This window comes from Ktedonobacteraceae bacterium (assembly GCA_035653615.1).
GTDB lineage: Bacteria > Chloroflexota > Ktedonobacteria > Ktedonobacterales > Ktedonobacteraceae > DASRBN01.
In genome coordinates, this window is the sequence record DASRBN010000042.1 from 248,969 (window position 1) to 275,707 (window position 26,739).

Sequence of the window (26,739 nt, forward strand, 5' to 3'; positions counted from 1 at the left end):
AAAACTTCCTGAAGACGAGCAAATGCCCATTGCTGAGATCATCAAAGAAGAATTAGCCTCTGACAGGTTACTTTCTCGATTATAACCTGGACTTTCTCATTTTCGCCAGATCGTCAATCACCAGGCGGCTCGTAATATCAGCAGAGAGTAAGACCCCCGGAACACCGGCGCCAGGATGGGTGCCCGCTCCTACGAAATACAATCCTCCAATATCATTGGAGCGATTATGGGGTCGGAAGTAGGCAGACTGGAAGAGCGTTGGCTCAATCGAGAACGCTGCTCCCAGGTGGCTGCCCAGTTCGGATGCGAAATCGAGCGGCGTGAAGGTATGTTCGGTTATAATGCTGTTCTCTAATCCATGCAGGCCCGCTTCCTGTTCCAGAAAGCGAATGATCCTATTACGGAAAGTGGGTGCCTCGCGTGTCCAGTCAATGCCATGCCCCAGGTTAGGTACCGGTGCGAGTACATAGAGGCTTTCATCGCCCGGTGGTGCCATCGATGGATCGGTCTTCGTCGGAGCGTGCAAGTAGAGCGCCAGGTCGCCCGGAATGCCTTGACCGTCGAAAATAGCGCGAATCAACTGCTGATAGCGATCAGGCATAAAGATCGTGTGATGGCGCAAGTGTTCATACCGGCGGTTTAACCCCAGGTACAACAGGAAGCAGCTCATAGAGTAGCGGTACCGTTTCATACGGCTACTCGTAGGCTGGGAACGGTATGATGCTGGCAAGAGTGTGAGAAGGGTAGAGGCAACATCGCTATTAGCGACCACAACATCAGCCTCGAACGCTGTCCCATCTACCAGCCGGACTCCCGTCACACGCCGCGCTTTGAGAATAAGTTGCTCGACGGGCATACCGCAACGGACTTCACCGCCGAGCGAGCGAAACAGGCAGGCCATTGCTTCGACGAGCGTGTACATTCCACCCATCGCGAAATGCACGCCGCCAACCCGCTCGAGATAGGGCACGATGCTGTAGATGGCGCTGGCGCGGAAAGGATTACCTCCGATGAAAAGCGGGTGGAATGAGAAGACCATGCGGAGCTGTGGATTGCGGAAGTAGCGCGAGACAAAAGCGTAAACACTGCGCTGTGCGCCGAGGCGCACTAACTCCGGCGCAACCCGCAGCATTGCTCCTGCCGTGAGGAAAGGCTGATTGGCCAGATCCGCAAATGCGCGCCGGTAAATGCGTTGTGTATCGACAAGAAAGGCGCGATAGCCTGCTACATCGCGTGGCTCAAACCGGGCGATCTCCGCCTCGTCCTCGGCGGCCGTTCCCCAGTAATCAAAATGGCGTCCATCGCGGAAGTAGATGCGATAGAAAGGGCTAAGGGGAATAATCGGCACATCTTCTTTCAGACTTCGACCGGCAGTAGCCCATAGATCCTCCAGCAAATGTGGCGCGGTAATCAGCGTGGGTCCCGTATCAAAGGTGAACCCGTCTTCCTTCAACTGGTAGGCTCGGCCCCCCAGCTTTTCACGGGCCTCTACAAGCGTAACAGCGTGCCCGGCAGCTTGTAAGCGAATGGCAGCGGCAAGACCCCCAAATCCACCACCGATAACGATTACCTTGCCATGATAACGCTCGCTCGTCATCAAACCGGCACGATCATGAGAAAGTAGCTGCATCATAGTTGAATGGCCTCCTCAGTATGGGAACATGCAGAACCGGCTATTTGATTCGAGAGACCGCGTACCCGTTTCTCAATCGCCTGCAACAGGTGGGTAGAGTCGGGATAGTCATCACGGAAGAGCGCCGGGCCGAAGCGCAGCGTGATATACCAGCGCTCCCCTTGGACATAGGTAAATCCCGCTGGTATGATGGACACCCTGGTGTTCCCATCTCTCTCTGCCATCTCTACCAACCTGGCAAAGCCTGGGCGGAATGGAAGAAAAGCGTCCTTATCCTTCTTCGGTGTGGGTGCAGGGTCAATGTTGGGATACGCCTCTGGAAAAATCACTAGCGCCTCGCCATTGCGTAGCAATTGAACCGAGTCCCTGGCTGCTCGCCGCAGGTAGCGCCCGAACTCGCCTCGCACATATGCACTACTGGCCGCTATAGAGACGCGATTTATCGTATCTTCAGCCTCTCCAAGCCTCTCGATGCGCAACAGCGCAGGCCAATCAACCATAGCACACGCCCACTCCATCAGCCTGCGTAGCCAGCGCTTCTGAACCCAGTCAAGTGCTACCAGAATGTGTAGACGTCGTGGGACAGTTTCGAGCAGAACGCATCCATCATAGAGATGATGAAAGTGGCGCGCGACGATTAGCACCGGGCCAGAGCGCGGTACGTATTCCAGCCCCTCGACCATCACCCGCACCTTGCGGCGGGTAAGCATCCGGCTACCAGTGTACACCGTTAGCAGCGAGAGGCGCCTGGCAATTGAAACCCTGGGTTCACTTGTTGCAGCCACCTGCCGCATTTTTCTAGTTGGTTTGAACAGTAGAGCCAGCGATGCAGGGAGCAGCCCGAGTACTATAGCTACCAGCACGGGAATCCAGAGTCCCACACTCAGGTTCAGGGCAATGGCAAAGCCGGTGTTCGCGGCATATACGCCGAATGGAAACCACGTCGCTACAGCCTGCGCATCAAGATTAGCACGCCAGAGCAGGCGACTGAGTCCCATGTAAATCAGGCCGGTCAGCGACCATCCAACCAGGTTACTGATTGGCATGCCGAAGTAAGGGCCACCCTGGTGCCATATCCAGAAGTGGATGGGCAGGCTTTGACTGGCCATCGCCGGGTCCAAAGAGAGATCCCAGACCGTCAGGAAATAGACCCCCAGTGCCAACGACCAGCCTGTACGATGGCGAAGCCGTAAGCCGGCAACAATCACATTTGCCAGGATATACGAGGTAAACCCCATGTAGAACCACGACAGGGGAATAGAGTAAGGAACAAGGCCGGCCACTTTCCAGCCAAGAAAACTTGTGTAGGAATAAGGCCCGAAAGGGAATCCTGTGCTGGTTCCGAGCAATTCCATGCTTAAAGGGATCGTGGTTGCGACGGCAAAGAATATGAGCGTCTTGCGCGTGCCAACCATGAACAGGCCGAAGAGCAGCACTGCCGCAGCCCCGAAGAGGATGTGCAGCGACCCCGCGTAGACGATGCCAAAATTGAATACTTCCACCGCGAAAGGACTGTTCGCCCACAGTTCAGGGTGTGGCAGCGCGATCAGGAGACCGCCGAGGCCAAATAGCAGGGCCGCCAGGTGACAGACAAAGAGGATTTTAATAGTTCTCATAACGTTTCTCCACGAACCAGAATACGACCACGCCAGATGTGGCGACGTTGCAATGCGCTTCTCGCCAACTGAATAGTCACAGGTATGTCACAGAGCGGTGAGAGCCAGTAAGACCAGGGATGGCGGCAATACGCCCGGGCGATGCCAAAGAGTACTCCTATACGCATAGCCGTTAGTCCGCCATTCAGCACCATAAACCTGCTACGTCGCGCATGTCCAATCACGAGAAAGAGGAATAGCGGTAGTGGTAGTGCCTGCACCAGCGCCACTTCGAGCCATCCAAGCAACGTATTTATGCCTGAGTATTGATCATGCATTGGAAGCGAGCGAGGCCAGTTGCGCCAGGTATCGCGCCAATCAGCGTACATTTTGACGCTCACAAGATCGCCGGCCTCGTAAAAACCGGTGGAATAGCCTCTTGCCACAAGCGTTCGCGCAATCGTAACGTCTTCACAGACAGAGTTCCGGGCCTCCAGAAAGCCACCGCATGCTTCCAGCGCATCCCTGCGAAACAGGAAGCACTGTCCATTCGCCTGTACTTCGTCTACGCGCGTGAAGGCCTTTCCGGGTATGCCAAAGCGATAAACCAGCGTGGCGAGTAGTGAGGGATGCAATAGTCCCTCACCAATGCCATTGATCTCTTGCTGCGTTGCTATACTTAGAGCCGAGAGCCCGCCTCGTTTTGCTCGCCCAAGCAGCGCGCGCGTCAGTAGAGCGCCAGGGCGAACATCAGCGTCCACTGTGAGAATCCAGCGCGAGTCAGGGTCGGCAGAATGCAATCCGACCTGCAATCCCCAGGCTTTGCCGTTCCAGTTCGAAGGGATGGGACTCGCATTCACGAGGCGCACGCGTGCATCACGCCCCGTGTAAATATCAACCAATTCTTGCGTACCATCATCTGAGCCGCCATCCACCACCACAATCTCGTTTACTTCTGCACTCTGGACAATCAGTCCTTCCAGGCATGGTGAGAGCCTGTCATACTCGTTAAGCACCGGTACAATGACAGAAACACGCTCCTCGCCAGCGACCAATGCCTCTTTGGGCGAGATACGCTCTCCTCCTGCGCTACGGAGCAAACGCAAGATGACGCGTATACCCAGGAAAGCCTGTGCAACAACGATCATTGGCTCCAGGAAACTGAAGATTCTCTTAGTCTTCAAAGACTACCTCCACTTCGCTACTGGTGGTGCCCTCTCCACAGCGCCAGAGCTGATCGAGTGTAAAAGCGATAGCAGCCTCCCATAGTTTCTCTGGAAAGCTGGTCGCCGCACGGGAGCGCAGTACGTCGTAATGTTTCCCCTCTATCGCTCTGAGTATGCGGCGATAGAGCCGGCCTGCCACGAGTATGGGCAATCGGCAGTTGCGAGGAAGTAGCCAGATGCCCGACATACCATGAACATAGTAGCGGTGAGCACGTGCAACCTGGTAACGCATCATGGCGCAGAAGCGATCATCTGGCCCGTGCTGATTCTGGTATAGCTGGATCAGATGGGCGCTCGAACTACCGAAACGTTCCAGGTCCTCCTGTGGCAGGTAGATACGACCAGAAGCGAGATCGCCTCCTACATCCCGCAGGATATTCGTCAGTTGCATCCCAATTCCCAGACTTTGCGCAGCGGCCAGCCCTTGAGAGGATTTGACACCCAGGATATAGGCCATAGCCAGCCCCACCGTTCCCGCGACGCGGTAGCAGTAGCAGTAGAGTTCGCTAAAGTCGCGAATCTCTCCCGGCTCCAGGTCTGATGCAAGCCCATCAAGAAAGTCCAGGAAGATGGGAATGGGAACGGGACGTTCAGCCAGTACAGCGGCCAGCCTCGCTCCAAGAGGTTCCCGTGGCGCGGGAAGCAGGCAGCCCGATATGAACCAGTCCTTCCAGGCATCCAGTTCTAAACGAATATCCTCGAGCCGGCGACCCTCCACCGGTTTATCTACCAGGTCATCCAATGTACGAAAAAAAGCATAGAGAGTAATCACCAGTTGTCGATGCTTCGGCGGTAGAAAGCGCGCAGCAAAATGGAATGTCCGTCCATGAGTTGCCAGGAGCCCCTCATCTGAACTGCTTGAAGTGGTAAGCCATTGTTGCGAAAGGATACCGGCCTCGCATTGTTTCCCTGCCGGTTCGATGCTTCCGGTATCTTTTTTGCCTATCTCTACCATTCTCATATCGAACTTACGCTTCCTTCCCTACACTATCAGGAGTCAGCTATACCGGCCTATACCGGATGCATTGGTGGCTTTTCTTCGAGAGCTTTGCTCACACGAAGCTTAAAGAATGTCTCCACGTAGTAGATGCGAGATCGAGAGAGAACGGGTGTATTCCTGTAACTACACAATGTGCTATTAGAATCTGTGTCCGGGGAGGCCTTGATACGCTCGCAGTTTACTGGAGCATGAGAAAGGGGAAATACCCATTCGTATGCTATAAAGCATCTTTTCATCAGGTCGCGCTGATGGCATGTTTATACGGCTAAGCGGACATAAAAATCTGTCGCGGCGGCATCTGACCGGCCAGTTGCGCCGGATAAAACGCGCCTAATGCGCCAAGAATCATCCCAAGAGCAGCAGCAATGACAACAGCCCCGATGAATAACAACGGCAACCAGATATGATAAGCCACGAGAAAGATCAGGATGGCAACAATCCCTCCTGATGACCCGCCCGCAAAGCCTAGCATTATGCCCTCTCGCACAACTTCTTGCGCGACGGTGCGACCGCGCCAGCCAATCGCCAGCAGCATAGCAAATTCGCGCTTCCGCTCGCGTACCATCATCAGGATTATCAATCCCGCCGTCAAAACGGCGCTGGCACAGGTCAAAGCTGCCGTCACGAGATGGATGCCCGAAAGGGTAATTTGTACCTGCTGCCCCAATAGCGTCGTATAGAGCAGGCCATCCAGCCCCCAGTAGACCAGCAGCATCAGGCTCACCAATCCGCAAGCCCCCAGAATAGAAAGCACGACGAGCGCTATACTCCCCGGTCGATTGAAGACCTGCCGGTAAAACATGAGCAACCACCAGGGCCGGTTGCTTATAGCACCAGGCACCTGACCTTCATAGGAAATCCTGCGGCGGAGCCGTAGGGGCCGATTGATCGCGCCCACCGCCGATTCATCGGCCCCCCGTACCACTTGCTTACCACCTTGCGAAAAAATGATAGCACGACTTGCAAAAGTGGAAACAATTATGTAAAGTAGAATTGCAGCGCTTAAAGCGTATAAAATGGTGACCGGCGCGATAGATGGTATCCCCAACTGGTTTAACAGTAAGGCAAATCCGCATGCGGGTAGTGCTGCCAGGAAGGCCGTAACCATCGATTCGATGAACGATTCGATCAATATCCTGCTACCCTGCCATCCTATGCGCACGAGGATTGCGAATTCGGCTGCTCGACCGCGGGTTGATAACAACGCGGCCGCTACCAGCGCCAGGGCAGCGACACTGACCTCAGAGAGCAGCAGCAAAATGTTTGCGCCACTCACTCCACTCGCAATGGTGACTGCGGCATGCGGTTGAATCCAGATCTCGGAGAAAGTGGAAGTGGATTTATTAGTGAGAGCAATCTGAACCTTTATTTGTCTTCCAGATGCGCCTCTCAGCACATCAACATGCAAACCTGTGCGACGTTCGATATCAGCAGCTACCTGTTGCAGAATCGCCTCGCTGCGCTGGCCAAACGAATCTACCCCGGCAACGCGCACGCGAACGGCGCTCACACACTCTAATCCTGTCAGCTGGCAGGCGACGCTCACGGTCGTGAAGAGCAGCGGCGGGAGGGAGATGACGCTATGCTGCGGCGATAGGCCCGGTGCTTCCGTTCCGGGCTGCGGCAAATAAAGCCCTGCCGCTCCTGATGCTTCCCATGATAACGCATTGTCGCGTATAAGAGGCAGTTTTGTGCTATCGAACGTAGTGAAGCTACCACCACTGCCATTAAATGCGATCCACGGAGTCGTTGCTTCCGGCAGCAGCGGCAAGCGCGTAAGGAGACCACCGGCATCCGAACCCATAGTGAGAACGCTGAGGAGCGGCGGAGCATTGTTCGCGCTTTCCGGTAAAGTCGTTATTGTATAGCCAGGGCGCGCGTAACGTATGATACCTCCGCCTTGTAGTGGCCCATTGAGCCTGGCACTTACAAGGGATGCTACTCCATTTTTACCGGCACATGCGCCCAGGCATGGTATTTGCTGTTTTCCACCCAATTCTAGAGCTAACATATTCAGCAGATTTTTGGCATCCAGTTGCTGCTCCGCGAACATAGCCCAGGCGGAAGACGGAACATTCATATTATCGCCATTTGCTGTGGCCGGGCGATTGTCGCCATTTTTGCCAGGATCAGGCAATGCGGCATATTCTGCCGTGACCATCGCACTGAGGGATGTCCAGGGGTGTGTATCCATCAGCAGGGGAACCCCAACAGCTCCACCGGACTTCATAGGCCTAGGTTGCCATTGCAGACCCGATAGCCCGGCTTCTGCGCCTGGATCAATACCTACCAGCAAGGTTGATAGGGGCCAGTAAGCCGCGACGGTAGCCGTGCCGGAGGCATTGAGTGGTACGTAGGTGAGCTTTGCCGTGTTCTGCCCTGCTATCGCTCTATATGCCGCGAGTGGGAGGATTTCGTAAAGATTCTGGAGGGTGCTCGGCGGAGATTTCGATCCCTGCACCATCAGCCGGGTAGTGACACGATACAATCCTGGCCTGTTGAAGGTGATAAAAACGTATGGCCGAAGCGTTAGCCAGCCGATTACTGCTTCGGGCGCGGCGGCAGCAACATGAGGAATATGAGCGATGGTGTCAACTTGCTGAAGCGAAATCCCTCCATACGTCTGTTCTGGAGCGCCCGGATCAACGATCTGCAGCTGCCGCTCAACAGGACTGAGCGCGGAGGGCGAGCGCACAAGCAGGTCATATGGCGCGGATTGCCAGGCGCGGTTTAACTGCCGGTCGGCGCTCAATGTTGAAAGTTGGGCCAGGCTCGCCAGCAGAGTCGTGCAGATTGAAATGCAGATCAACCCCAGGCAAAGTGTCAGGATACGCGACCAGCGACTCCGCAATGACCACAAGGCAAAACGCAGCAAGGATGCACCTTTCTTCCTACGGGTTTATCGGCGTTGGTGTGGGCAGACCAAGCTCTTGCCGCTTTTCTTGCAGCGAAACCACCGTTACTTTCATTTTGGCATAGCGCGTGCCATCAACAGTGCCAACGAGGACAAACTGGCGCACCTGTCCCGGTCCAACATCCTCGGCAGTACCGGTGGCACTCCCTACAGATTGACCGCTGTTATCCATCAAATCCGCCTGCATGGTCACGTCAAAAGGAAATTTCATCGTGCTCGTATTTTCTACATCGCCAAATATCTCCGCTTGATTATCGGCTATCAGTACACGCGAATCCAGAACGGTGAAATATTTGAGACGCGGATCAGGCTTTGATGACTGATCGTTGCAAGCAGCCAGCGCAAGCGACAGGAGCAGCAACAGGCAAAAGACCTTAGCAAGGACATAGATCATAGAAGCTCTTTTTTTACCAGGACTTATTGCTTTGCCCATGAACGCATCCCATCTATCTCAAATACAGTGATTGCTAAATAATGATGTAATCGCCTGCACGCGAGCGTTTGCGGGCGCAGGCAGGCATAGCGCCCGTGTCGCAGTAGTCGCCACCGCGAAGCTGGAAACCGGTTTCTGATCTATTATACCCCTTGCGATTCCTGGGCCAGAGATCACCAGCGGGACGTGCAGGCTGCTGCCAACGCCCTGCGGCCCCATACCATAATAATTATCAAAGGCAGTCTCATTCACCTGGGCTTCGGAAGCGGTCACCAGGATAACAGTGTTAGAGAGCAGGCCTGAATTAGCCAGCCAGCTGCGTAACAATCCCAATAGTTCGTCGTCTGCCTGCATTGCCCGTGCATAAGCGCCGCCCGGCGCGTCGGGAATAGCGCCTGCTGCTCCTGCCGGGCCAAAAGGTGGATCCAATTCGCTGTAGAAGACGAAGCCGTTAGGATTACTTGCCATATTCTGGATAAGATGCTGCGCAGTCGCCAGCCAGCCGGCGCTATCGAAGACCAGTCCTACCTGGGTAGTCTGCACGCCGCGCGTACTGACATCGCTTAAAGCATACCTGGGACCACCAAGCGCCGCTGTACTCATACCATAACCGAGGGCAACATCGAACAGGCTCTCCTGGCCAAAATTCAGGGCCGTGGGGTCCGAGTTGTACCAGAACGTGGTATCTATGCTATCAGGAGTACCCCACGGCACCAGGTTGGGCCAGGGATCATAGACACGCCAGGATGGGTAGGTGCCGCTGAGCAAGGCATATTGATCGGCAGGATGCCAGCCATAGGGCGCATTCACCTCTGTAGCGGAAGCACCGGAAGTAGCCAGCGCACGCATGTTACTCGCCTCGAGTTGCAGCGCGGGATCATCGAACCAGGAGTCGGCGTAGATGCCGCTCATATCCAGGATGATCAAGTTTTTCGCAACTCCTGGCACAGGTTGACGCTTCCCTGGAGCCAGTTGAGGCAGAAGCGACAGGCGCAAAGAAGATTTTTGCGGTACTACCACGCCTGTTTGCACCACCTCCGGGTACATGAATTGCCCATTGCCATTTTGCAGGTAATAACGCGCCGCCGCCAGGTTGTACTTCCCCGATGCGAGATGAGAAAATGAAAACTCGCCGGCCAGCGTCGATACCGAGCGCAGTTCCGGCGCGGTACGCTGGCCGAGAACCGGCGGCAGCGTAATCCAGACTGAGACGCCACCAACCGGGCGTTTCGACCGCGCATCAATTGTCACGCCACTTAATGTATAGCCACCGCTTTTGAACTGAAACGAGGGTATCGCTCCAAGCGCGACGGTCGCACCATCATCCAGGTCATTGGCATCCACATCGCCCACTTTGGGCACAAATGTCGGAGATGGAGTAGGAATAGAGACAACAACAGGAGAGGATCGTGGCCATACAGCCAGTGCTCCCGCAACCGCCGCGATAACGACGACAATCAGTGCGAGAGCTATGACTGACCATACCAATTTCGAACGGCGCCGCCGCTTGCCAGGGGCAGACGAAACCTTATCCGGTTGTAAGCTAGTCGGTACCTTGACCATCCACATTCTCAGTGACTTTGGTGATGACAACGGAAACAGTTGACCATGTAGGCTGGGTAAGTGTACCATCCAGTATATATGTATCCGTCTCGCCTCCTGGCACATCATCTGCCAGGCCAGTAGCAGTACCCACTACTTTGCCGCTGGCATCCTTGAGTGTGGCCTGCAGGTGAATATCATGCTGTTTGGTGTCCAGATTCTTTACCTGGCCCGTTACCTCAAAATTGGCCCCTGATGTGATTTTCGCCGTTGGCGTGCCGATTAACCTGGCCAGTGAAATATGATTCGGGTCGGTGGGAGTAGCAGTACTCGAATGTGTAGTACTACCACTGCCGGTGCTGGTCGATCCGCTATTGTTCCCGCAGGCGACGAGCAGAAACATACTGATAACGATGAGCAATCCAAGAAAACTGAAACGAAGATTGATATTATTGCGCTTAGACTTCAAGATGACTTCCTCCTGATCCTGCTGTATTTCAAACTGCGCAACCAGCAGTGCTACAAATCTAAACCTGGCTCCGGGCAAGTTTTCCGCTAAGTTCTCTTAATTTAGGGCAAATAGGCCATGCTCGCTGACAGAACCGGCAAAAAGCATACCGTTGACCAGCACTGGCGCTGAACGCAACTCCCCCAGGTAGATATGCCATTCCAATGATCCATTATTGACGTCGAGCGCGGTGAGCATGCCGTTCTGATTAGTAACAAACACATCCATTGTTGTGCCACTTACCGAGCGTACAACCGGAGTCGCAACTACCGATCCATGATCCTGGTATATCCAGCGTGTTTTACCATTATGGGTATCCAATGCTATGATCTGGCCCGTGTAGTCGCCAATAAAAAGGGTATCGTTCGCGAGCGCCGGGCCAGAGGCAAAACCTGTTCCGGTATTGCCTGCCCCTGGCAGACTGAAGCGCCATTTGATCGTACCTGTGCGAGCATCCATCGCATAGACATGACCTGCCCAGGTCGCGACAAAGACGAGTCCCAACGATGCATCGTAAACGGGCGAACCAACCATACGCGAATCCACTGTTTGCTCCCACACTTTGCGACCCGTACGCAGATTCAAGGCGTTGAATTCTGTTGAGGCGCCAAGAGCCGCGAAGGCCAGCCCGCCATCATCGATAGTAACCGCGGGAAACCCCTGGCTGGGCCAGAAGTTGCTCAGTACGTCTTCTGATTTGAATTCCCAGTATTCTTTACCGGTCGCTCGATCCAGGCACAACAGATCATTAGCACCCGCCATTACCAGAAGCAATGACCCGACAACCATAGGGGCTGCACGCACCGGTAAATGTGTATCGACCTGCCATAGTGTCGTGCCAGATCGCAAATCGAGCGCCATTAATCCATGACCCTGAGCCGCGACGTAGACGACGCCCTCCGCCACCGCAGGAGTACCGGCAACCAGCGCGTCACCGACCGGTACGCGCCACCTGAGATTTCCGGTGCTGCTGTCGATAGCATACAGTACACCATCTCCACCATTCACCAGCGCCAGCCCACCGGCCACGATAGGTGATGCCAGCACCGGACCGGGGGTCTGAAAAAACCAGCGTATCGCTCCTCGCACGGGCGAACCTGTCGTGGCAAAGGTATTGGCAGAATCGTGCCCTGCCAGCGACCAGGATTGATTTGTGGCAGCGATATCGCCAGCAGATGGCAATGGGGCATCGCGATATAGTTTTTGCAATTGCGGCAGCACCGGCTCACCGCCCGCAAACTGCGGCGTTGGCGTGGGCATGAACGTGGATGAGCTACTCCATGGAGATGAACAACCGGCAAGCAGTATCATGATCAGCAGGCTCCCAATTGCCAGTATCTGTGTCACAGGCATACTACTGCTTCGCCCCGATGTTGCTCCCATTACCTTGCTAGTCCAACGCATAAACAAATCCCTGTACTGTACCTGCATAGAGCCGGCCAGACCCTAACGCGAGATCATTACGCACATCGCCTAATGCAAGGCGCCATCCCACAGTCCCATGCTTTACGTTAAGCGCATAGAGCGCCTGGCCGCCACTTACATATAACGTGCCTCCCGCAACAACTGGCACATCAAGCACCGGCGCATCGATGAGACGAGACCAGAGCAGCCGCCCATCTCCGGCATCGATGGCAAGAATATCGCCATCGTATGTACCTATAAAGATAGTCCCATTGGCAGCCGCCGGCGATCCGGCAATGCCATCCCTCGGCATACCGCGCGGCAAAGCAGTGTTCACGTCATACATCCATTGAAGCAAGCCGGTAGCCTTATCCAGGGAGAGAACATGACCATCGTAGGTGCCTGCTATCACATCCTGCCCCGTCACAAGCGGCGTAGAGATCAGGCGTCCGCCAACCCTATAAGACCATACTGTGTGGCCATTGACAAGGTTCAGAGCATAGACGACCGGGTTCGTCCCCTGAACCACATAGACCAGGTTGCCCTGCACTGCCGGGGATGCCGTCGTTGGCCAGCCCGCTCCTGATTCATGAAAGCGCCAGCGCACCATGCCGGTTCGTGCATCCAATGCCAATGTCGTTGTGCTGGCATTAACGAGTACCATACCACTTGCATAGGTTGGAGCCGCCTTAATCACCTCATGCGTGTCTGTAGCCCAGAGTTGCTTGCCACTTGTTGCGTCCAGCGCCAGCATCCACGTGCTTTCGGCGGCCACAAAGACAACGCGGCCCACCACTACCGGGGTAGAATCATTGAAAAATTGACCTATGGCATGTTTCCAGCGCACTACACCGGTTGCGGCATCCAGCGCCAGCACATCCCCGCCCGTCGAGCCGATGTAAACAGTTCCATTCGCCAATACCGGTGCCGAGAAGATAGAACCACCCGTATTCTGCTGCCATACAACATGTCCATGCAATTCTGGTAAACTTTTCTGGTCCTGGGCTCCATACATACCCGTATGGGCAGCATCATGCCCTATGGTTGGCCATGCATTTCCATCCAGGTTGGCAGCTAACCAGGAAGTCGCAATTACAATGTTGGTCTGGGGATGGGCTGTGGAACCACAGGCCTGAACCAGAAATAATACTATGCAGTAGATACCTAGCAGCGTAATGCGGTGCTTTGTCTTCAAGTCGTTCCACATAACATGCCTGTCACTGAATCGAGCCACCAGCAACGGTTATAGCCTGGGTCCGCCTGCTAATCCAGGCTATAACCGTTGCAAAGCTGTTACCTCTATACGAGTCTCAGCATGCATCAGCCGTACATCACAAAATCCGACTTGAGCAGTGGATCAATTTCGCCTACAGACGTTTTGTAATTATTGCCGAACAACTGCAGTACGCCGGTCGTCACCACCTGCTCGCCTTGATGAAATTTGCTCAGGTCGATGTTCTTCTGAGCATAGGAGTCGAAGTAAGCGTTGCATTGCACACCGCTGCTGTCCGTCAGGCCTAGAGAGGGCGGATTATAAGAGGTGATTGTGGAAACGGGAATCGTGACCAGTTCGCCATCAATCGGAGAGTTATACTTCAACTGCGCGATCTGCTGAGTCGTTACCACTACCGGCGCGGGTATCTTGCCGGTACCTGTCTTGATCACGTCACTGGCGCTGCTCGGATCAATTTCAAGCTCACCGCTGTATGTGGTTAGCACGCCGGTCACGGTTTCAATATCACCGTCCTGCTGGCCTGCTCCCCCTCCAACGTAAACGCGAATGCCGCCCGTACTATCCTGGATAAACCAGTTCGGGCCGAAACTGCGGGTAACAATCGCGCCAACGACTGTCACAACCAGGCCATTGAACGAGCTGAAATTCTGTCGCAATTGGCCGATGGTCAGGACTAACTGTCCCGTCTGCGCCTGACTGCCATCGTAGCTGCGCACCTCATTGCCGCTGTATGTTACAACGACCGAGGAATGCTGAAAGGCGCTGGAAGTCACTACCGCCGAACCTTTAAAGCCTGCAGGCAGTCCTGAAGATGGGTCTCCCTGATTGAAGGTATAGGACGCACCGGGAGCGAGAGTTGCAGTCGGCGTATTCCCAACGGATTCGCCATTATAATTGAAGTACTGGATCTGTTCTGTTGTTGATTGGGTGCCTGTATTCGTCACGGTCACCGAACTGGTAACACCTCCTACGGCATTCTGTACCTGTGGTTCGTACACGGAGGTATACAAGGTATAATCCAGTGAGCGTATAACATTGAATGCACTCACATACTTGCCGTGGCTTACCTGCGAGATTACAGCGACTCTATGATCAGATGTGATTACCGCCGATCCAGTGAAGCCGGAAGGTAAACCTGCCCCTGCTGCTGTCTCCGTCGCGCTGCCACGCGCGACGACGGTCACATTCTGTGTTGCCACCGTCTTGCCGCTTGTATCGCGATAAGTAATCGTGACATGATCGGTCATGGTAGCCGAATTTTCCAGCGTGAGGCTGGTACTCTGCCCGCTAACAGCATTTTCGACTAAAGGATCGTTCAATGAGAGATCACCATTCGAGAGCGCATTGTATGTAAATGAACGCGCCTGGCCGCTTAGGGTGTAAATAGTAGCCGCAAGCGCCTGTGGTGGATTGCTGGTGATTATGGCATCAACAGTTGCCCCTTTCGGCAGGCCAACTTTGCCGGCATCGACGCGCATCTGCCCGAAAGGCTTGAGCTGTGAAGAGGTATGGGCAAGAGGTTGCCCTTTCGCATTATAGAATGTTACCGTTACCGTTGTGCCGCATTGCTGGCATGGTGAAAGATTCGAGATGGATAGATAACTGGTGACTCCATTGACAGCGTTCAACACGAGCGGAGCATAGAGGCTAGAGCCTGTTTCTAATGCTGAATAACCCTCCATGCTCTGCGTCGGGCCATTCGGCGATGTCTCGTTACTGACGACGGCAAGCGGTTGATCAGCCTGAAGCAGTGCGGTACCGGCAAAACCAGCGGGCAGGCCCAACTTCGCGGCATTAATGACCCAGGCACTGTTGGGCATCAAGGGCGCGTTGAGCTTCTTCGTCACAACCACGTTACCATGCTGGTCATAAACAGTAATCGTGCCCGACTGGATAGGAGAAGTACTCTCGTTCTGAGCCGAGATGGTCGTGGTATAACCGCCGACATTATTTTCAAGCAAGGAGATGAAACCCTGGCTCTGCAACAGGTTCGGACTCAGTTTCCCGGCCAGGAATAGATCACGCTCTTGAGCGCTGAGAAATTGGGCATCGAATCCACCAGCACCGCCATTTCCTGGTACAAAAGCCACGCTTTGACGCCCTTGAACAGGAGGCTGCAACACCTGCGGCTGGTGAATGAAAAACTGCGGGATCAGGTGTCCACGTGAATCATACGGTGCCGGCAGGCCCAAAGCTGCCATCGCGTTTACCGATGTGTCATCGATACGCATCTGTGCCTTATAGACCTTGTCCTGGTAGATATTTGGCCCTTCGATAAGCCAGGGTGTATGGCGAGTGGTACCCAATCCAGGCTCGCCCGGACCCGTAGGATAGAAGTTATCGAAGTTGGTAATGTCATTCTCTGCCTCGTCGCCCGTTACAATGATGGCGGTATTCTGGTAGAGCGTTGACGGGCCCTGCTTCGTTTTCTTGAGAAAGTCCAATAATTGACCGAAAGCCTGGTCATCCCAGATACTGGCCTGCGCGTAATCCCAGCCATTCTCGCTCGAGCAGCTGAAGACCTGTGGAGGAGCATCGGGGCTGGTATTCTCCGTATTGAAACCCTCTGCCTGCGTCAGGGGAGCGTACAGCAGGAAACCATTGGGATTGTTAAGACTGGAGGTAATAAAGTTCTCCATCTTTTTGATTTCACCGGACGGCGTGGAGCAGGGATTAGTACCGGCCAGGTTAATCTCGTCAATGTTGGCATCGGTGATATGACCGGATGGGTAATCGTTGCCTCCAATAACGGCAGTATTCATGCCGTAGCTCTTGGCGACATCAAAGATGGATTCCTGCCCAAATTCCTCGGCAGTCTTCGGCCCTCCGCTGTACCATAGATTCACATCCAGATTGGGATCGGGCTGCGTCCAATACTTTGCCGGACCATCAGGAGTGCGCCATACAGGGAAGCCGCCGGTGGCTAACTGGTAATGGTCAATAGGCGAGTAACCATATTGCGTCCATTCTTCGATAGCATTCACAGCCTGCTTCGCAAAACCGTGGATCGCGGGAGTCACCTTTGGGCTGGCTACCGAGTTGTAGTCGGTGAACCAGGAGTTGAAATAGGTCTCGTCCATGTCCACGATGATCAAATTCGTGGCATCGTTACTGCCTATTTTGCGATAACCCGGCGATTGCAAGGGCGTGAGAGCGACATTCACCGTTACCTTGCCAGAGCCAACAGGTATCTGGTATACCTCACTGTCGCGGTAAAGCGGTTCCGTTCCCATGACCGTCCAGCGACTGGCAGAGAGATTGTAGGTGCCAGGGTCCAATTTGTTGAAATCAAAGCTACCATCCGCATTGCTATGGGTATAGCAAGCAAAGCTATTGACTGTTCCAGGACTGATGCCGATATAGGCATTGGCTACCGGTTTGCCCGTATTCGCATCCGTAATCGTCCCTTGAACAACTCCTTTACCCGTACCCGCCCGCGTACAGCTGATAGGCGCGGTTGGCGCTACTGGAAGATCATCTTTATCCCCCAGCGTATCAATGAGCTGCCGGGTCCCCTGTCCCGCGTGAGCAGCACCTAGAGTATTGGCGAGCTGAAAGCCGACGAGGGCTACCAGGGTGAGAAAGATCAGCGACAAAAATACTTTACCTTTAGTCGAACCAATGAGAGCCTTAGTGCGCGTATGAGGACGAAACATCGATGGCCTCCTCACTTTCATCCAACGAAGGAATGAATGAAAAAGGGTACAGTCAACAAGAGCCGCCAGCACTACAAAGGAGATACATATTATTACTTACCCCCATAAAATAGTTTGGCTCACTTATGTTAAGAGAATATTAAGAAAATGTTAAGCGAATGTTAAATAACCCACAACGTCGTTAAATACTGCAAAATGGTTGTACAAAAATCTAGTACAAGCTGTACAATAATTAATGATCAGCTATGCCGGGCTATTTTATGAACACGGCACTATCTTTACGAAGAATTTGTGAACCACCTCCTATTCTTTAAGCATCTTTTCGCGTATACTATGCTTCAAAGATCAGGTATCTTGAGATCAAGACGCAATTTGGAGGAATTACCATTATGCGCTTCTGCTTTATCCTGGAAGAGTACTATGCGAAGAAGCCCATGCCACTGGTTATAGCCGATCAGTTACAACAATGGGGACATAGCATTGATATCTTACAACCATATGCCGCTGTGACCAACCTGACCGATCTCTCATTAACGACCTACGACGCCTACGTTCTCAAAACCGTCTCTGATGGCCCCGGATTAACGATTCTGGAAGCAGCCGAAGCTATAGGTATACCAACCATTAATAATTCGCGCGCAATTCGCCTTGTGCGCGATAAAGCCGTTGCCGTCGCGTTCGCCCAGGCGCAGGGGCTTCCTGTCCCTTTGACATATTTTGTTGGTCATCCCCGCGCCTTAATCCATGTGCCGCACGAAGTCTATCCCGTTGTCGTCAAACCGAGCAATGGCACCTCTCTGCAAGACATCCATCTTGTGCATACCCCAGAAGAAATGACGAAACTCGCATTAGATGAGCAGACGTACTACCTGGCTATGCACTATGTCGAAAACACCGGATACGATATCAAACTCTACGTCACCGGCCAGGAGGTTCACGCGATTGTGAAAAGTTCACCACTGCATGGAGAGGTGCAGGAGCAAGAAATACCGGTGAGTCGGGAGATGCTCAAAATTGCTCGCCGGGTAGGACAGGCATTTGGCCTCGATTTATATGGTGTGGATGTCCTGGAAACCCCGCAGGGGTTGATGATCGTCGATATCAACGATTTCCCCAGTTTTTATGGTGTTCCCCGAAAAGTGGCCAGCGTGGCCGAATATATCCTGCATGCCGCATATCGCGCGCGGCGAGAACGAGAGAAGCGCCTTGTCTCTCATTTGAAAACCCACTCCAGGACTCTCCATAGGCAAGATACCTCGCTTGTTCCCGCCGAACTGGTGGGCCATAATCTGAATGTAAAGCGGGCACATATGCATTAATACCATTCTTTGCTACACACCAGAATTCTCTTGTACCGTTGTGTATCAGTTGCCTCTCCCCAAAGCGTATTTTTTAGTAGAAGCATCGCAAGTAGAAGTATCGCAAGGCGATAAATTCAACAATTACTGTCATGATAAGTTGCCCAGGCACGAAGGCAGGGAACCGCAACGGAGAGCAGACCCTGACCCATGTTCCTGGCGCGCAATGTCATTTCGCCCCTACTAGAAAGCCCGGTGTGAGCAATGATGAATATGCATATTGTATTAGCGGCAACAACCTACTTCCCCCTCTGGGAACGAATCCAACACTATTTCAACCTGCTCTTTATAGGAATCATGATCCGCAGCGGCATCCAAATTTTAGCAGCCCATCCCCGGCTTTATTGGACAGATAGCAGCAATCCGAAGAAAGAGTGGATTAGATTTACTACGACGAAAGTGCCCGAGAATAAACTCTACACATCGATGGATGATGAAGTGCCTGTATCACCCTGGCTGGCGCAGCCAGGAGGAGATAACCTGGGTCTGGGTCGTCACTGGCATTTTTTCGTCGCCATCTTCTGGCTGTTGAACGGTATCATCTACTGGGCACTGTTGTTCGCGACAGGTGAGTGGTCGACGCTTATCCCAACATCCTGGACAATATTCCCGCATGCCTGGCATGCCTTCGTCACTTATATCACGCTTCATATCCCACCGAAAAGCGATTTCACGCCCTATGATCCTTTACAGCAGCTCGCTTACGCTTTTGTGGTCTTTGTACTGGCTCCATTTCAGTTGGTAACTGCCGCCGCCATGTCGCCCTCAATTGAGGCACATTATCCCTGGTACCTCAAGCTCCTGGGTGGCAAACAAAGCGCGCGCAGCCTGCATTTCGTGGGCTTGATTCTCTTCATCGGCTTCATTATTGTGCATACAGCACTCGTATTCTACGTCTATCCAACGGATAATATCCTCAATATCACGCTTGGCAGCGAGCATGGAACCTTCTGGTTAGCTGCCCTGATATTCTCGCTCGGTATCATCTTTGCGTTTGCCTTCTATGCATGGTCAACGCGGTTCACGCTGCGGCATAAGCGACTGATGCAACACGCGCTGGGCGCAGTAGTCGACCCTATCAGAATGTTTTTGTTGCACCGTGAGACATCAAAACAACACTACACGTCCAAAGACATCACGCCATACTTCTGGGTCAACGGCCGCCCACCAGAAACCGAGGAGTATCGTCGCCTTGCGCAAAATAACTTCCTGGATTGGAAGCTGGAAGTATGCGGACTGGTTGAGCAACCGCTGCAGCTTTCACTCGCCGACCTGCGGGCAATGCCTAAACAAACGCAAATCACCAAGCATAACTGTATCCAGGGCTGGAGCGGCGTGGCAGAATGGGGAGGCGTATGTGTTAGTGAGGTTTTGAAACGCTGCAAACCGCTGCCCAATGCACGCTACCTTGTTTTCGTCTCCTACCAAAAAGGGAAAGAATCGGTAAAACCCGAACTTACCGAAGCGCTGAGCCATACCTTTTATGAAGTGATCGATATGGAACTGGCGAACCATCCACAAACAATACTGGCATATGAAATGAATGGAGAGCCATTACCAATTGTTCATGGTGCGCCTGCCAGACTACGCATCGAGACCCTGCTCGGTTACAAGATGGTAAAGTATCTCCGCTCCATCGAACTGGTCGAAGATTATAGCCAGGTCGGGCAGGGACAGGGAGGTTTCCGCGAGGACTTTCAGTACTATGGTCGGGGAGCGGAAATCTAAATTTCCTATCCCTGCTGGCGTAATGAAACTCAATTAACCCTTTAACCGTGCTGTAAGTGAGCTTTTAGCGCGACGCTTTCGACGCTATGCATGAAAAGATGCTATTTCAGCGTAGAGCGTACAAATATAGAGAGAATATCCTCTCTCCATAACAGGAATGAGAGGGGAAAAGAAGCGAGGTGTACCATGAAAACAATGGACGTGCAACAACTCAACGGCAACGACTTGAAGAGTAAAGCCAAAGATGTTGCGCAATCGAGCGTCAACGTGGTTCAAGACAAGGTACAATCAGCTGTATCAACTGCTCAGGATACGGCACAGACAGGGCTGTCAAAGGCCCAGGAAGCTGTTCTTCTGGCGTTAGAAGCGGCCCAGGATTTGTTGCAAAAGAATTCGACAGTCGCTACTAAGCAAATGACCAAAGCTCAGAAGAAGGCACAGAAGAAAGTGCAGGACGTGCAGGATTCTGTGCAGGACAAAGTCTCAACGGGCGCATCAATAGCGCAGGGCGCCTTACAAGTTGGGCTGAACGCGGCCCAGGGAATGCTCGCAGAGAATGTGAAAAGCGCGCAGAAGAATCTGAAGAAGGCCCAGAAAAATCTACAGAAAGCCCAGAAAAACGTGAAGCCGCTCGCATCCTCGGTTCAGGAGAATGTCCAGTCTGGATTATCACAGGCTCAGAGCGCGCTGCAATCAGTATCAGACACGGCACAGGATACACTGCAAAAGAGCGCGAAAAAGGCTGGGCAGGGCCTGAAGCAGATGCAGGATAGTTTAGGCGATACGCGAGACTCCATACAGAGCCAGGTCGCTCAGTTCCAGCGCAGGAGAAGGCGGGCTCGCACCCTCTTCCGTCTTGGTCTTGTCGCCGGCATTATCCTGGCGCTGCTCTTTACGCCCTGGCCCGGCGCGGAAAGCCGCCAGCAGATTATGGACCTCTGGCACAGATTTTTCCCGTCCCAGTAGTAGCGGTTAACTATTTCGGCTGTAGCAGATCAATAGCAATGGGCTTCCTCAAGAAAACCGCCTGGCAGCATTGAGGGAGCCCACTTCATGTATATCACGAAGCGCTCATAGACCTCTTCATATGCCCGATATCATTTAAGATGTAGAGTACGCGGTGTGTGCCTGCAACACGTACCACGGTAATTGACGTATTGGCGGCGGGAAAGAAGAAATCCTTCTCCAGGCCTAATACCTCGGCGGCATAGGCATTCACCACACCCCCGTGAGCGCAAATCAGCACGCGCTCGCCGATATGCTGATTTGCAATACCATCTATAGTATCAACCACTCGCTTGCGAAATGCTTGCGACGGCTCGCTGCCAGGAATCGCATCCCAATTGCCGCTTTCTCCAGCTATACGCACGATGTCTATTTGCCGCTCCTGCAACGCGGCATAAAGCGCGGCCAGGTCATTTCCATCTTTGGGTATGGGTCGTACTTCGCCCAGCCGGATTTCTTTCAGGTCTTCAACAACGATTGGCGTCAGATGCAACTGTTCGGCAAGAGGCGCCGCGGTTTCCAGGCAGCGCCGCAGAGGACTGCTGTAGATGGCATCGAAACGCGTGTTGCCCAGGCGCTCGGCTAATGCCCGTGCCTGCTCACGTCCTATGCGACTCAGAGGTAGATCATCATATACTCCACTGGGAATAATCTCTTCCGGTCCTGGAATAGCATCGGCGTGACGCACGATAAACAATTCGGCGGCATTAGCCTTCTGAAACAAAAAAGGGTCTTCCATAGATATGTTTGTTTCCTACGATTCTTTATGAGTCAACTGGCGGATGACAGACCGGGCAAGCGAGCGTTTATGCACTTCGTCAGGGCCATCAACGATATGCAGCGTGCGACCGTGCGCCCACATCGACGCCAGCGGGAAATCATCGCTGACTCCTGCACCGCCAAAGAGCTGAATAGCCCGGTCGACGACATCCGTATTGACCTGCGGGGCTACGATCTTAATCATTGCAATCTCGTTCTGAGCCGCCTTTTTGCCCAGGGTATCAATCATCCAGGCCGCCTTGAGCGTTAAGAGGCGCGCTTGCTCGATCTCCAGGTACGATTGCGCAATCCATTCCTGAATCATGCCCTGTTCGGCAAGCGGTTTGCCAAAAGCGACGCGCGTAGTAGCACGCTGGCACATCAACTCTAATGCCCGCTGCGAAACACCTATAGCACGCATACAATGATGAATGCGTCCCGGCCCCAGGCGTGCCTGCGCAATGGCAAAGCCGCTACCCTCTTCACCCAGCAGATTTGTCACCGGTACGCGCACGTTCTCAAAAGCGACTTCGCAGTGGCTTTCATTATCCACGTAGCCCATAACGGGCAGGTTTCGCACAACCGTCACACCGGGCGTATTTTTGGGCACCAGTACCATGCTCTGCTGCCTGTGCCTGTCCGGGTTATTTGGGTCGGTCTTGCCCATGACGATGAATATCTTGCAGCGTTCGCGGGCCGCGCCCGATGTCCACCACTTGCGACCATTCAACACGTATTCATCGCCTTCGCGTTGAATGGTAAGCTGGATGTTCGTGGCATCCGAACTGGCCACATCCGGTTCGGTCATAGCAAAGGCTGAGCGAATCTCGCCATCTAACAAGGGCATCAACCACTGTTGCTTCTGTTCCGGTGTCCCGAACTGGGCCAATATCTCCATATTGCCGGTATCAGGCGCGGCACAATTAAAGACTTCAGAAGCCCATCCAACCCGGCCCATGATCTCAGCAAGGGGCGCATATTCCAGGTTGGTCAGCCCGGCGCCATACTCCTTGTCCGGCAAAAAGAGGTTCCATAACCCCTCGGCCCTTGCCTTTGCTTTCAACTCATCGACGATTTCGGCATGATGATGAGGGTTACCGGAAGCAGCAATCTGGTCGCGGTACACCTGCTCATTCGGGTAAATATAGCGGTTCATGAAATCATTCAGACGTTGTCGTAGCGCATTGACCTTGTCAGAGTAAGCAAAATCCATTGTGATCCTCCAGGTGTAATCAGACATCTTCCGCTTTGACTATATCATATTTACCCGGCTTACCGGTGAAACAAGGCTCATCGTTTTCAGGCGCATTGAGTGATAACGAAAGCGAGGGAATATCTCGTACCCATTGCATGTTATCATAAGTGCATTAGCATTCTTGCCCGCGAAGTGCCACACAGCTTCCTGCTCGCTCATCATTGATTTGCTTTCCCAACTCTTCTCAGTTGGGAATATCTCGCTATTTTCCCCTGTTATAAAGAGTGAATTAGCAATCTCACGTGATGAGTGCTAGACAAAGAGAAAACCATGTGTTATAATCTGGCAATCACAAGGTGAGTCTGCTAAACCCAGACGCGATTATGAAAGTTGCTTGCAAACGAGGTAGCAGGTTAATGATAGGGTGCTTCCCTCAGGTATATCAGACCTTTCAGGTAAGTTTCCCCTTAGCCGATGTGAACGAGTAGGTAAGATTTTCATGATCGTGCTTCTAGAACAAGGAGCATAGAATTACATGAAGTGTGAACGTTGTCAACAAACCCCCGCTCGTGTGCGTGTCGACGAAATCGTCAATGGCCGCCGGGTACAGCATTACCTGTGCCAGCAGTGCGTTGAGGAGTTGATGAGCGCGATGGGGCAGACGGGCGGCCTTGACTCAGGTATGCCTGAGGACGCTCCCTCGCCTTTCGGTTTCGCTTCCAACAACGGCAATCCTGTTTCCGCTGCCGGCGCCAGGAACACGGCAACCGCCCAGCGACAGGCTAACAATAGCAAAACGCCAACTCTAGATCAATATGGACGAGACCTTACGAAAGAGGCGGCGGAGGGCAAGCTTGATCCGGCTGCCGGTCGTCAGCGCGAGCTGAAACGCGTAATCACGGTGCTGGGTCGTCGCCAAAAGAATAATCCTGTACTCATCGGCGAGCCGGGTGTAGGTAAGACAGCCATTGTCGAGGGGCTGGCACGCCGCATTCATGCCGGTGATGTTCCCGCTACGTTGCGCGGTAAGCGTATTGTAACATTGAACATTGGTGGTATGGTTGCAGGTGCCATGTTCCGCGGGCAGTTCGAGCAGCGCATCAAATCAATTCTCGAGGAACTGCGCCAGGCCGATGATGTGATCGTCTTCATAGACGAATTGCACACGGTCGTTGGAGCCGGGGCCGCCGAGGGAGCAGTTGGAGCTGCCGATATGCTGAAACCAGCGCTGGCACGTGGTGAACTGCGCTGTATCGGCGCGACTACGCTCGATGAGTACCGCAAACATATAGAGAAAGATGCCGCCCTGGAGCGCCGTTTCCAGCCAGTGCTGGTTGATGAGCCTTCGGTCGAAGAGGCTATCGAGATGCTGCGCATCGTGCGCCCCAATTACGAACTGCACCACGGCATAGGTATCACCGACGAAGCGATTGAAGCGGCTGTCAAGCTCTCTGATCGCTACATCAATGATCGCTTCCTGCCTGATAAGGCTATCGACGTGATGGACGAAGCTGCTTCAGCCTTACGCCTTGAGGCGACAGAGAAGGGCATTATTAGCCCGATCCTGATCTCCGATCTTGAGAAAGAGCTGGCAGACATCCAGGCTAAGAAGGAAGCCGCTGCAAACGCTGAAGATTACGAGCGCGCGGCTACACTGCGGCAGAAGGAACTGCAGACACAGGCCAAACTGGACAAAGCACGTGCTGAGTCTGGCAATGCTGTGACCCTGCTGGTCACTCCTGAACTGATCGCTCAAGTTGTTGAGAACTGGACAGGCGTACCCGTCAGCCAGATGGTCGAGGGAGAGCGCCAGAACCTGTTGAACCTGGAAGATGACCTGCGCAAGCGTGTGATCGGTCAGGACGAGGCTATCAGTGCTGTTTCCCGCGCTATTCGTCGCTCGCGTGCTGGATTGAAAGATCCAAAACGCCCAATTGGATCGTTCCTGTTCCTTGGTCCTACCGGTGTAGGTAAAACGGAACTGGCGAAAGCCATTGCCGCTGAACTATTCGGCGGTGAGGATAACCTGATCCGCCTGGATATGTCGGAGTACATGGAGCCGCATACGGTCTCGCGTTTGTTCGGTAGCCCTCCTGGCTATGTTGGTCACGACGAGGGTGGTCAATTGACCGAGCAAGTACGCCGCCGCCCGTACAGCGTAATCCTGCTGGACGAGGTCGAGAAGGCCCATCCAGAGGTCTTCAACGCGCTGTTGCAGATTATGGATGATGGTCGTTTGACCGATGGTCAGGGTCGCACGGTAGACTTCAAGAATACCGTGGTGATTATGACCAGTAACGCCGGCAGCGCCGACATGAAGCGCGCCGTTCGCATCGGTTTCTTGCCAACAAAGCCTGAAAACGAGCGCGACGAGCAGCACGAGGTGATCCGGTCGAAGGCGATGGAGGGCCTGAAGCGCATGTTCCGGCCCGAGTTCATCAACCGTATTGACCAGATCGTAGTCTTCCACGCGCTGGGCCGTGAGGAACTGTACCAGATCGTTGATCTGTTGCTGAACCAGGTACGTGCCCGCCTGAGCGAGCAGCATATCGAGTTGGTTGTCAGCGACGAGGTACGAGACCTGCTGTTACGCGAAGGCTTCGACGAAGAGTATGGTGCGCGTCCTCTGCGCCGCACCATCCAGACTTACGTCGATGATGCACTGGCAGATGCATTGCTCGCGGGCGAAATCGCTCCCGGAACGACCGCCCACTTGATGCTACGCGATGGCAAAGTCGTCGTCGAAGGCGAGAAAGTGGCACAGGCCGCGTAATAGAAAAACTGTAATCAAAAAAGCCGCTAGAGAAGACGGTATCTTTAGCGGCTTTTTTTGACGCCAATTGATGAAGCATAAGGCAACCAGTATGCGAAAAATACTATATGGTATAATGTACGCCAATATCAGAAAAGAAGCATTCTGACAAATAGAACAAGAGGTGCCATATGATGGAGTTCAAGACAAAATTGACGGAAGGTGGTCGAATAGTAATTCCAGCAGAATATCGTCAGGCTCTGGGCTTGCATGTGGGAGATGAGCTGATTCTACGCCTGGAAGACGGAGAAGTGCGCATCTTTACCGCGCGTCAGGCAATCAAGCGGGCACAGGAACTGGTACGCCGCTATATCCCTCAATCACGCTCCCTGGCAGATGAACTCATTACCGAACGCCGGCAGGAAGTTGAGCAATGAGTAAATCTGTACTGGATGCTTCAGCACTACTGGCCCTTTTAAAAGACGAACCTGGAAGTGAGGAGGTAATCGATGCCATAACCGGGGGAGCCGCAATCAGCACAATTAACTTTTCCGAAGTGGTGGCAAAACTGAGCGAGGGAGGTATGCCGGAAGACGCGATCCATGAATCACTTGATTCATTAGGTCTGGAAATCGTTCATTTTGACAAAGAACTTGCGTAACTACTCAGGTAGTCTGAAATGAAGGAAGGACAGGATGACCGCGCAACGTGGCCTCCAAAGCAGAAAGCAGATCCACGCCCTGCTTGCGCAACGTCGACAAATAACCGCGGATGCGACAAAAGGCCGTCGCTCCCGC

Annotated in this window: 19 protein-coding genes; 6 read left to right on the forward strand and 13 right to left on the reverse strand. The window is 53.5% G+C overall.

What is annotated here, in order from left to right:
• Nucleotides 1-79 precede the first annotated feature (79 nt).
• From crtI to VFA09_26635, 11 genes are all read right to left on the reverse strand, one after another.
• On the reverse strand, nucleotides 80-1,633 hold the full coding sequence (gene crtI, locus VFA09_26585; protein ID HZU70871.1) for a phytoene desaturase family protein: 1,554 nt from the start codon (nucleotides 1,631-1,633) through the stop codon (nucleotides 80-82).
• Nucleotides 1,630-3,249 carry a carotenoid biosynthesis protein gene (locus VFA09_26590; protein HZU70872.1) on the reverse strand — a complete coding sequence of 540 codons (1,620 nt, stop codon included), beginning with the start codon at nucleotides 3,247-3,249 and terminating at the stop codon, nucleotides 1,630-1,632. The genes crtI and VFA09_26590 overlap by 4 nt, the downstream gene beginning before the upstream one ends.
• Complete coding sequence (locus VFA09_26595) at nucleotides 3,246-4,412, reverse strand: glycosyltransferase family 2 protein (GenBank protein HZU70873.1); 1,167 nt, start codon at nucleotides 4,410-4,412, stop codon at nucleotides 3,246-3,248. Before VFA09_26595 ends, VFA09_26590 begins: the two co-directional genes overlap by 4 nt.
• Nucleotides 4,402-5,415, reverse strand: a complete 1,014-nt coding sequence (locus VFA09_26600; GenBank protein ID HZU70874.1) for a phytoene/squalene synthase family protein — start codon at nucleotides 5,413-5,415, stop codon at nucleotides 4,402-4,404. The genes VFA09_26595 and VFA09_26600 overlap by 11 nt, the downstream gene beginning before the upstream one ends.
• 304 nt (nucleotides 5,416-5,719) lie before the next feature.
• The gene (locus VFA09_26605) at nucleotides 5,720-8,329 is read right to left on the reverse strand and encodes an ABC transporter permease (protein HZU70875.1); all 2,610 of its coding nucleotides are present in this window, start codon (nucleotides 8,327-8,329) and stop codon (nucleotides 5,720-5,722) included.
• A gap of 16 nt (nucleotides 8,330-8,345) precedes the next feature.
• Nucleotides 8,346-8,762 carry an FxLYD domain-containing protein gene (locus VFA09_26610; GenBank protein HZU70876.1) on the reverse strand — a complete coding sequence of 139 codons (417 nt, stop codon included), beginning with the start codon at nucleotides 8,760-8,762 and terminating at the stop codon, nucleotides 8,346-8,348.
• Nucleotides 8,763-8,819: 57 nt separating this feature from the next.
• Nucleotides 8,820-10,364 carry a hypothetical protein gene (locus tag VFA09_26615; protein HZU70877.1) on the reverse strand — a complete coding sequence of 515 codons (1,545 nt, stop codon included), beginning with the start codon at nucleotides 10,362-10,364 and terminating at the stop codon, nucleotides 8,820-8,822.
• Entirely contained in the window at nucleotides 10,345-10,812 is a 468-nt protein-coding gene (locus tag VFA09_26620) for a hypothetical protein (protein ID HZU70878.1), read from the reverse strand. The genes VFA09_26615 and VFA09_26620 overlap by 20 nt, the downstream gene beginning before the upstream one ends.
• A gap of 96 nt (nucleotides 10,813-10,908) precedes the next feature.
• A complete protein-coding gene (locus VFA09_26625) occupies nucleotides 10,909-12,255 on the reverse strand; it encodes a PQQ-binding-like beta-propeller repeat protein (GenBank protein HZU70879.1) in 1,347 nt (448 codons plus the stop codon).
• Nucleotides 12,242-13,450: a PQQ-binding-like beta-propeller repeat protein gene (locus VFA09_26630; GenBank protein HZU70880.1), complete on the reverse strand. Its 1,209-nt coding sequence runs from the start codon at nucleotides 13,448-13,450 to the stop codon at nucleotides 12,242-12,244. Before VFA09_26630 ends, VFA09_26625 begins: the two co-directional genes overlap by 14 nt.
• Before the next feature lie 125 nt (nucleotides 13,451-13,575).
• Entirely contained in the window at nucleotides 13,576-17,145 is a 3,570-nt protein-coding gene (locus tag VFA09_26635; GenBank protein ID HZU70881.1) for a carboxypeptidase regulatory-like domain-containing protein, read from the reverse strand.
• A gap of 389 nt (nucleotides 17,146-17,534) precedes the next feature.
• Here VFA09_26635 and VFA09_26640 point away from each other — a divergent pair, with 389 nt between their 5' ends.
• The 3 genes from VFA09_26640 to VFA09_26650 all read left to right on the forward strand — a co-directional run bounded on the left by VFA09_26640 (nucleotide 17,535) and on the right by VFA09_26650 (nucleotide 21,197).
• The gene (locus VFA09_26640; protein ID HZU70882.1) at nucleotides 17,535-18,464 is read left to right on the forward strand and encodes a hypothetical protein; all 930 of its coding nucleotides are present in this window, start codon (nucleotides 17,535-17,537) and stop codon (nucleotides 18,462-18,464) included.
• A gap of 252 nt (nucleotides 18,465-18,716) precedes the next feature.
• Complete coding sequence (locus tag VFA09_26645; GenBank protein ID HZU70883.1) at nucleotides 18,717-20,231, forward strand: molybdopterin-dependent oxidoreductase; 1,515 nt, start codon at nucleotides 18,717-18,719, stop codon at nucleotides 20,229-20,231.
• A gap of 186 nt (nucleotides 20,232-20,417) precedes the next feature.
• Nucleotides 20,418-21,197 carry a hypothetical protein gene (locus VFA09_26650; protein ID HZU70884.1) on the forward strand — a complete coding sequence of 260 codons (780 nt, stop codon included), beginning with the start codon at nucleotides 20,418-20,420 and terminating at the stop codon, nucleotides 21,195-21,197.
• A 94-nt stretch (nucleotides 21,198-21,291) separates the two neighbouring features.
• Here the strand turns inward: VFA09_26650 and VFA09_26655 are convergent, their stop codons facing one another.
• On the reverse strand, nucleotides 21,292-21,975 hold the full coding sequence (locus tag VFA09_26655) for a histidine phosphatase family protein (GenBank protein ID HZU70885.1): 684 nt from the start codon (nucleotides 21,973-21,975) through the stop codon (nucleotides 21,292-21,294).
• Nucleotides 21,976-21,990: 15 nt separating this feature from the next.
• Entirely contained in the window at nucleotides 21,991-23,208 is a 1,218-nt protein-coding gene (locus VFA09_26660) for an acyl-CoA dehydrogenase family protein (protein HZU70886.1), read from the reverse strand.
• A 517-nt stretch (nucleotides 23,209-23,725) separates the two neighbouring features.
• Here VFA09_26660 and VFA09_26665 point away from each other — a divergent pair.
• The 3 genes from VFA09_26665 (at nucleotide 23,726) to VFA09_26675 (ending at nucleotide 26,603) form a co-directional block, all read left to right on the forward strand.
• A complete protein-coding gene (locus VFA09_26665) occupies nucleotides 23,726-25,963 on the forward strand; it encodes an AAA family ATPase (GenBank protein HZU70887.1) in 2,238 nt (745 codons plus the stop codon).
• 170 nt (nucleotides 25,964-26,133) lie between these two features.
• A complete protein-coding gene (locus VFA09_26670) occupies nucleotides 26,134-26,379 on the forward strand; it encodes an AbrB/MazE/SpoVT family DNA-binding domain-containing protein (protein HZU70888.1) in 246 nt (81 codons plus the stop codon).
• Nucleotides 26,376-26,603: a PIN domain-containing protein gene (locus tag VFA09_26675; GenBank protein HZU70889.1), complete on the forward strand. Its 228-nt coding sequence runs from the start codon at nucleotides 26,376-26,378 to the stop codon at nucleotides 26,601-26,603. Before VFA09_26670 ends, VFA09_26675 begins: the two co-directional genes overlap by 4 nt.
• The last annotated feature ends 136 nt before the right edge of the window (nucleotides 26,604-26,739 follow it).

Bases quoted from the DNA above. Each gene is read 5' to 3' on its own strand.
- crtI (HZU70871.1), bottom strand. From the start codon at position 1,633: ATGATGCAGCTACTTTCTCATGATCGTGCCGGTTTGATGACGAGCGAG.
- VFA09_26590 (HZU70872.1), bottom strand. From the start codon at position 3,249: ATGAGAACTATTAAAATCCTCTTTGTCTGTCACCTGGCGGCCCTGCTA.
- VFA09_26600 (HZU70874.1), bottom strand. From the start codon at position 5,415: ATGAGAATGGTAGAGATAGGCAAAAAAGATACCGGAAGCATCGAACCG.
- VFA09_26610 (HZU70876.1), bottom strand. From the start codon at position 8,762: ATGATCTATGTCCTTGCTAAGGTCTTTTGCCTGTTGCTGCTCCTGTCG.
- VFA09_26615 (HZU70877.1), bottom strand. From the start codon at position 10,364: ATGGTCAAGGTACCGACTAGCTTACAACCGGATAAGGTTTCGTCTGCC.
- VFA09_26625 (HZU70879.1), bottom strand. From the start codon at position 12,255: ATGCGTTGGACTAGCAAGGTAATGGGAGCAACATCGGGGCGAAGCAGT.
- VFA09_26635 (HZU70881.1), bottom strand. From the start codon at position 17,145: ATGTTTCGTCCTCATACGCGCACTAAGGCTCTCATTGGTTCGACTAAA.
- VFA09_26640 (HZU70882.1), top strand. From the start codon at position 17,535: ATGCGCTTCTGCTTTATCCTGGAAGAGTACTATGCGAAGAAGCCCATG.
- VFA09_26645 (HZU70883.1), top strand. From the start codon at position 18,717: ATGCATATTGTATTAGCGGCAACAACCTACTTCCCCCTCTGGGAACGA.
- VFA09_26650 (HZU70884.1), top strand. From the start codon at position 20,418: ATGAAAACAATGGACGTGCAACAACTCAACGGCAACGACTTGAAGAGT.
- VFA09_26655 (HZU70885.1), bottom strand. From the start codon at position 21,975: ATGGAAGACCCTTTTTTGTTTCAGAAGGCTAATGCCGCCGAATTGTTT.
- VFA09_26660 (HZU70886.1), bottom strand. From the start codon at position 23,208: ATGGATTTTGCTTACTCTGACAAGGTCAATGCGCTACGACAACGTCTG.
- VFA09_26665 (HZU70887.1), top strand. From the start codon at position 23,726: ATGAAGTGTGAACGTTGTCAACAAACCCCCGCTCGTGTGCGTGTCGAC.
- VFA09_26670 (HZU70888.1), top strand. From the start codon at position 26,134: ATGATGGAGTTCAAGACAAAATTGACGGAAGGTGGTCGAATAGTAATT.
- VFA09_26675 (HZU70889.1), top strand. From the start codon at position 26,376: ATGAGTAAATCTGTACTGGATGCTTCAGCACTACTGGCCCTTTTAAAA.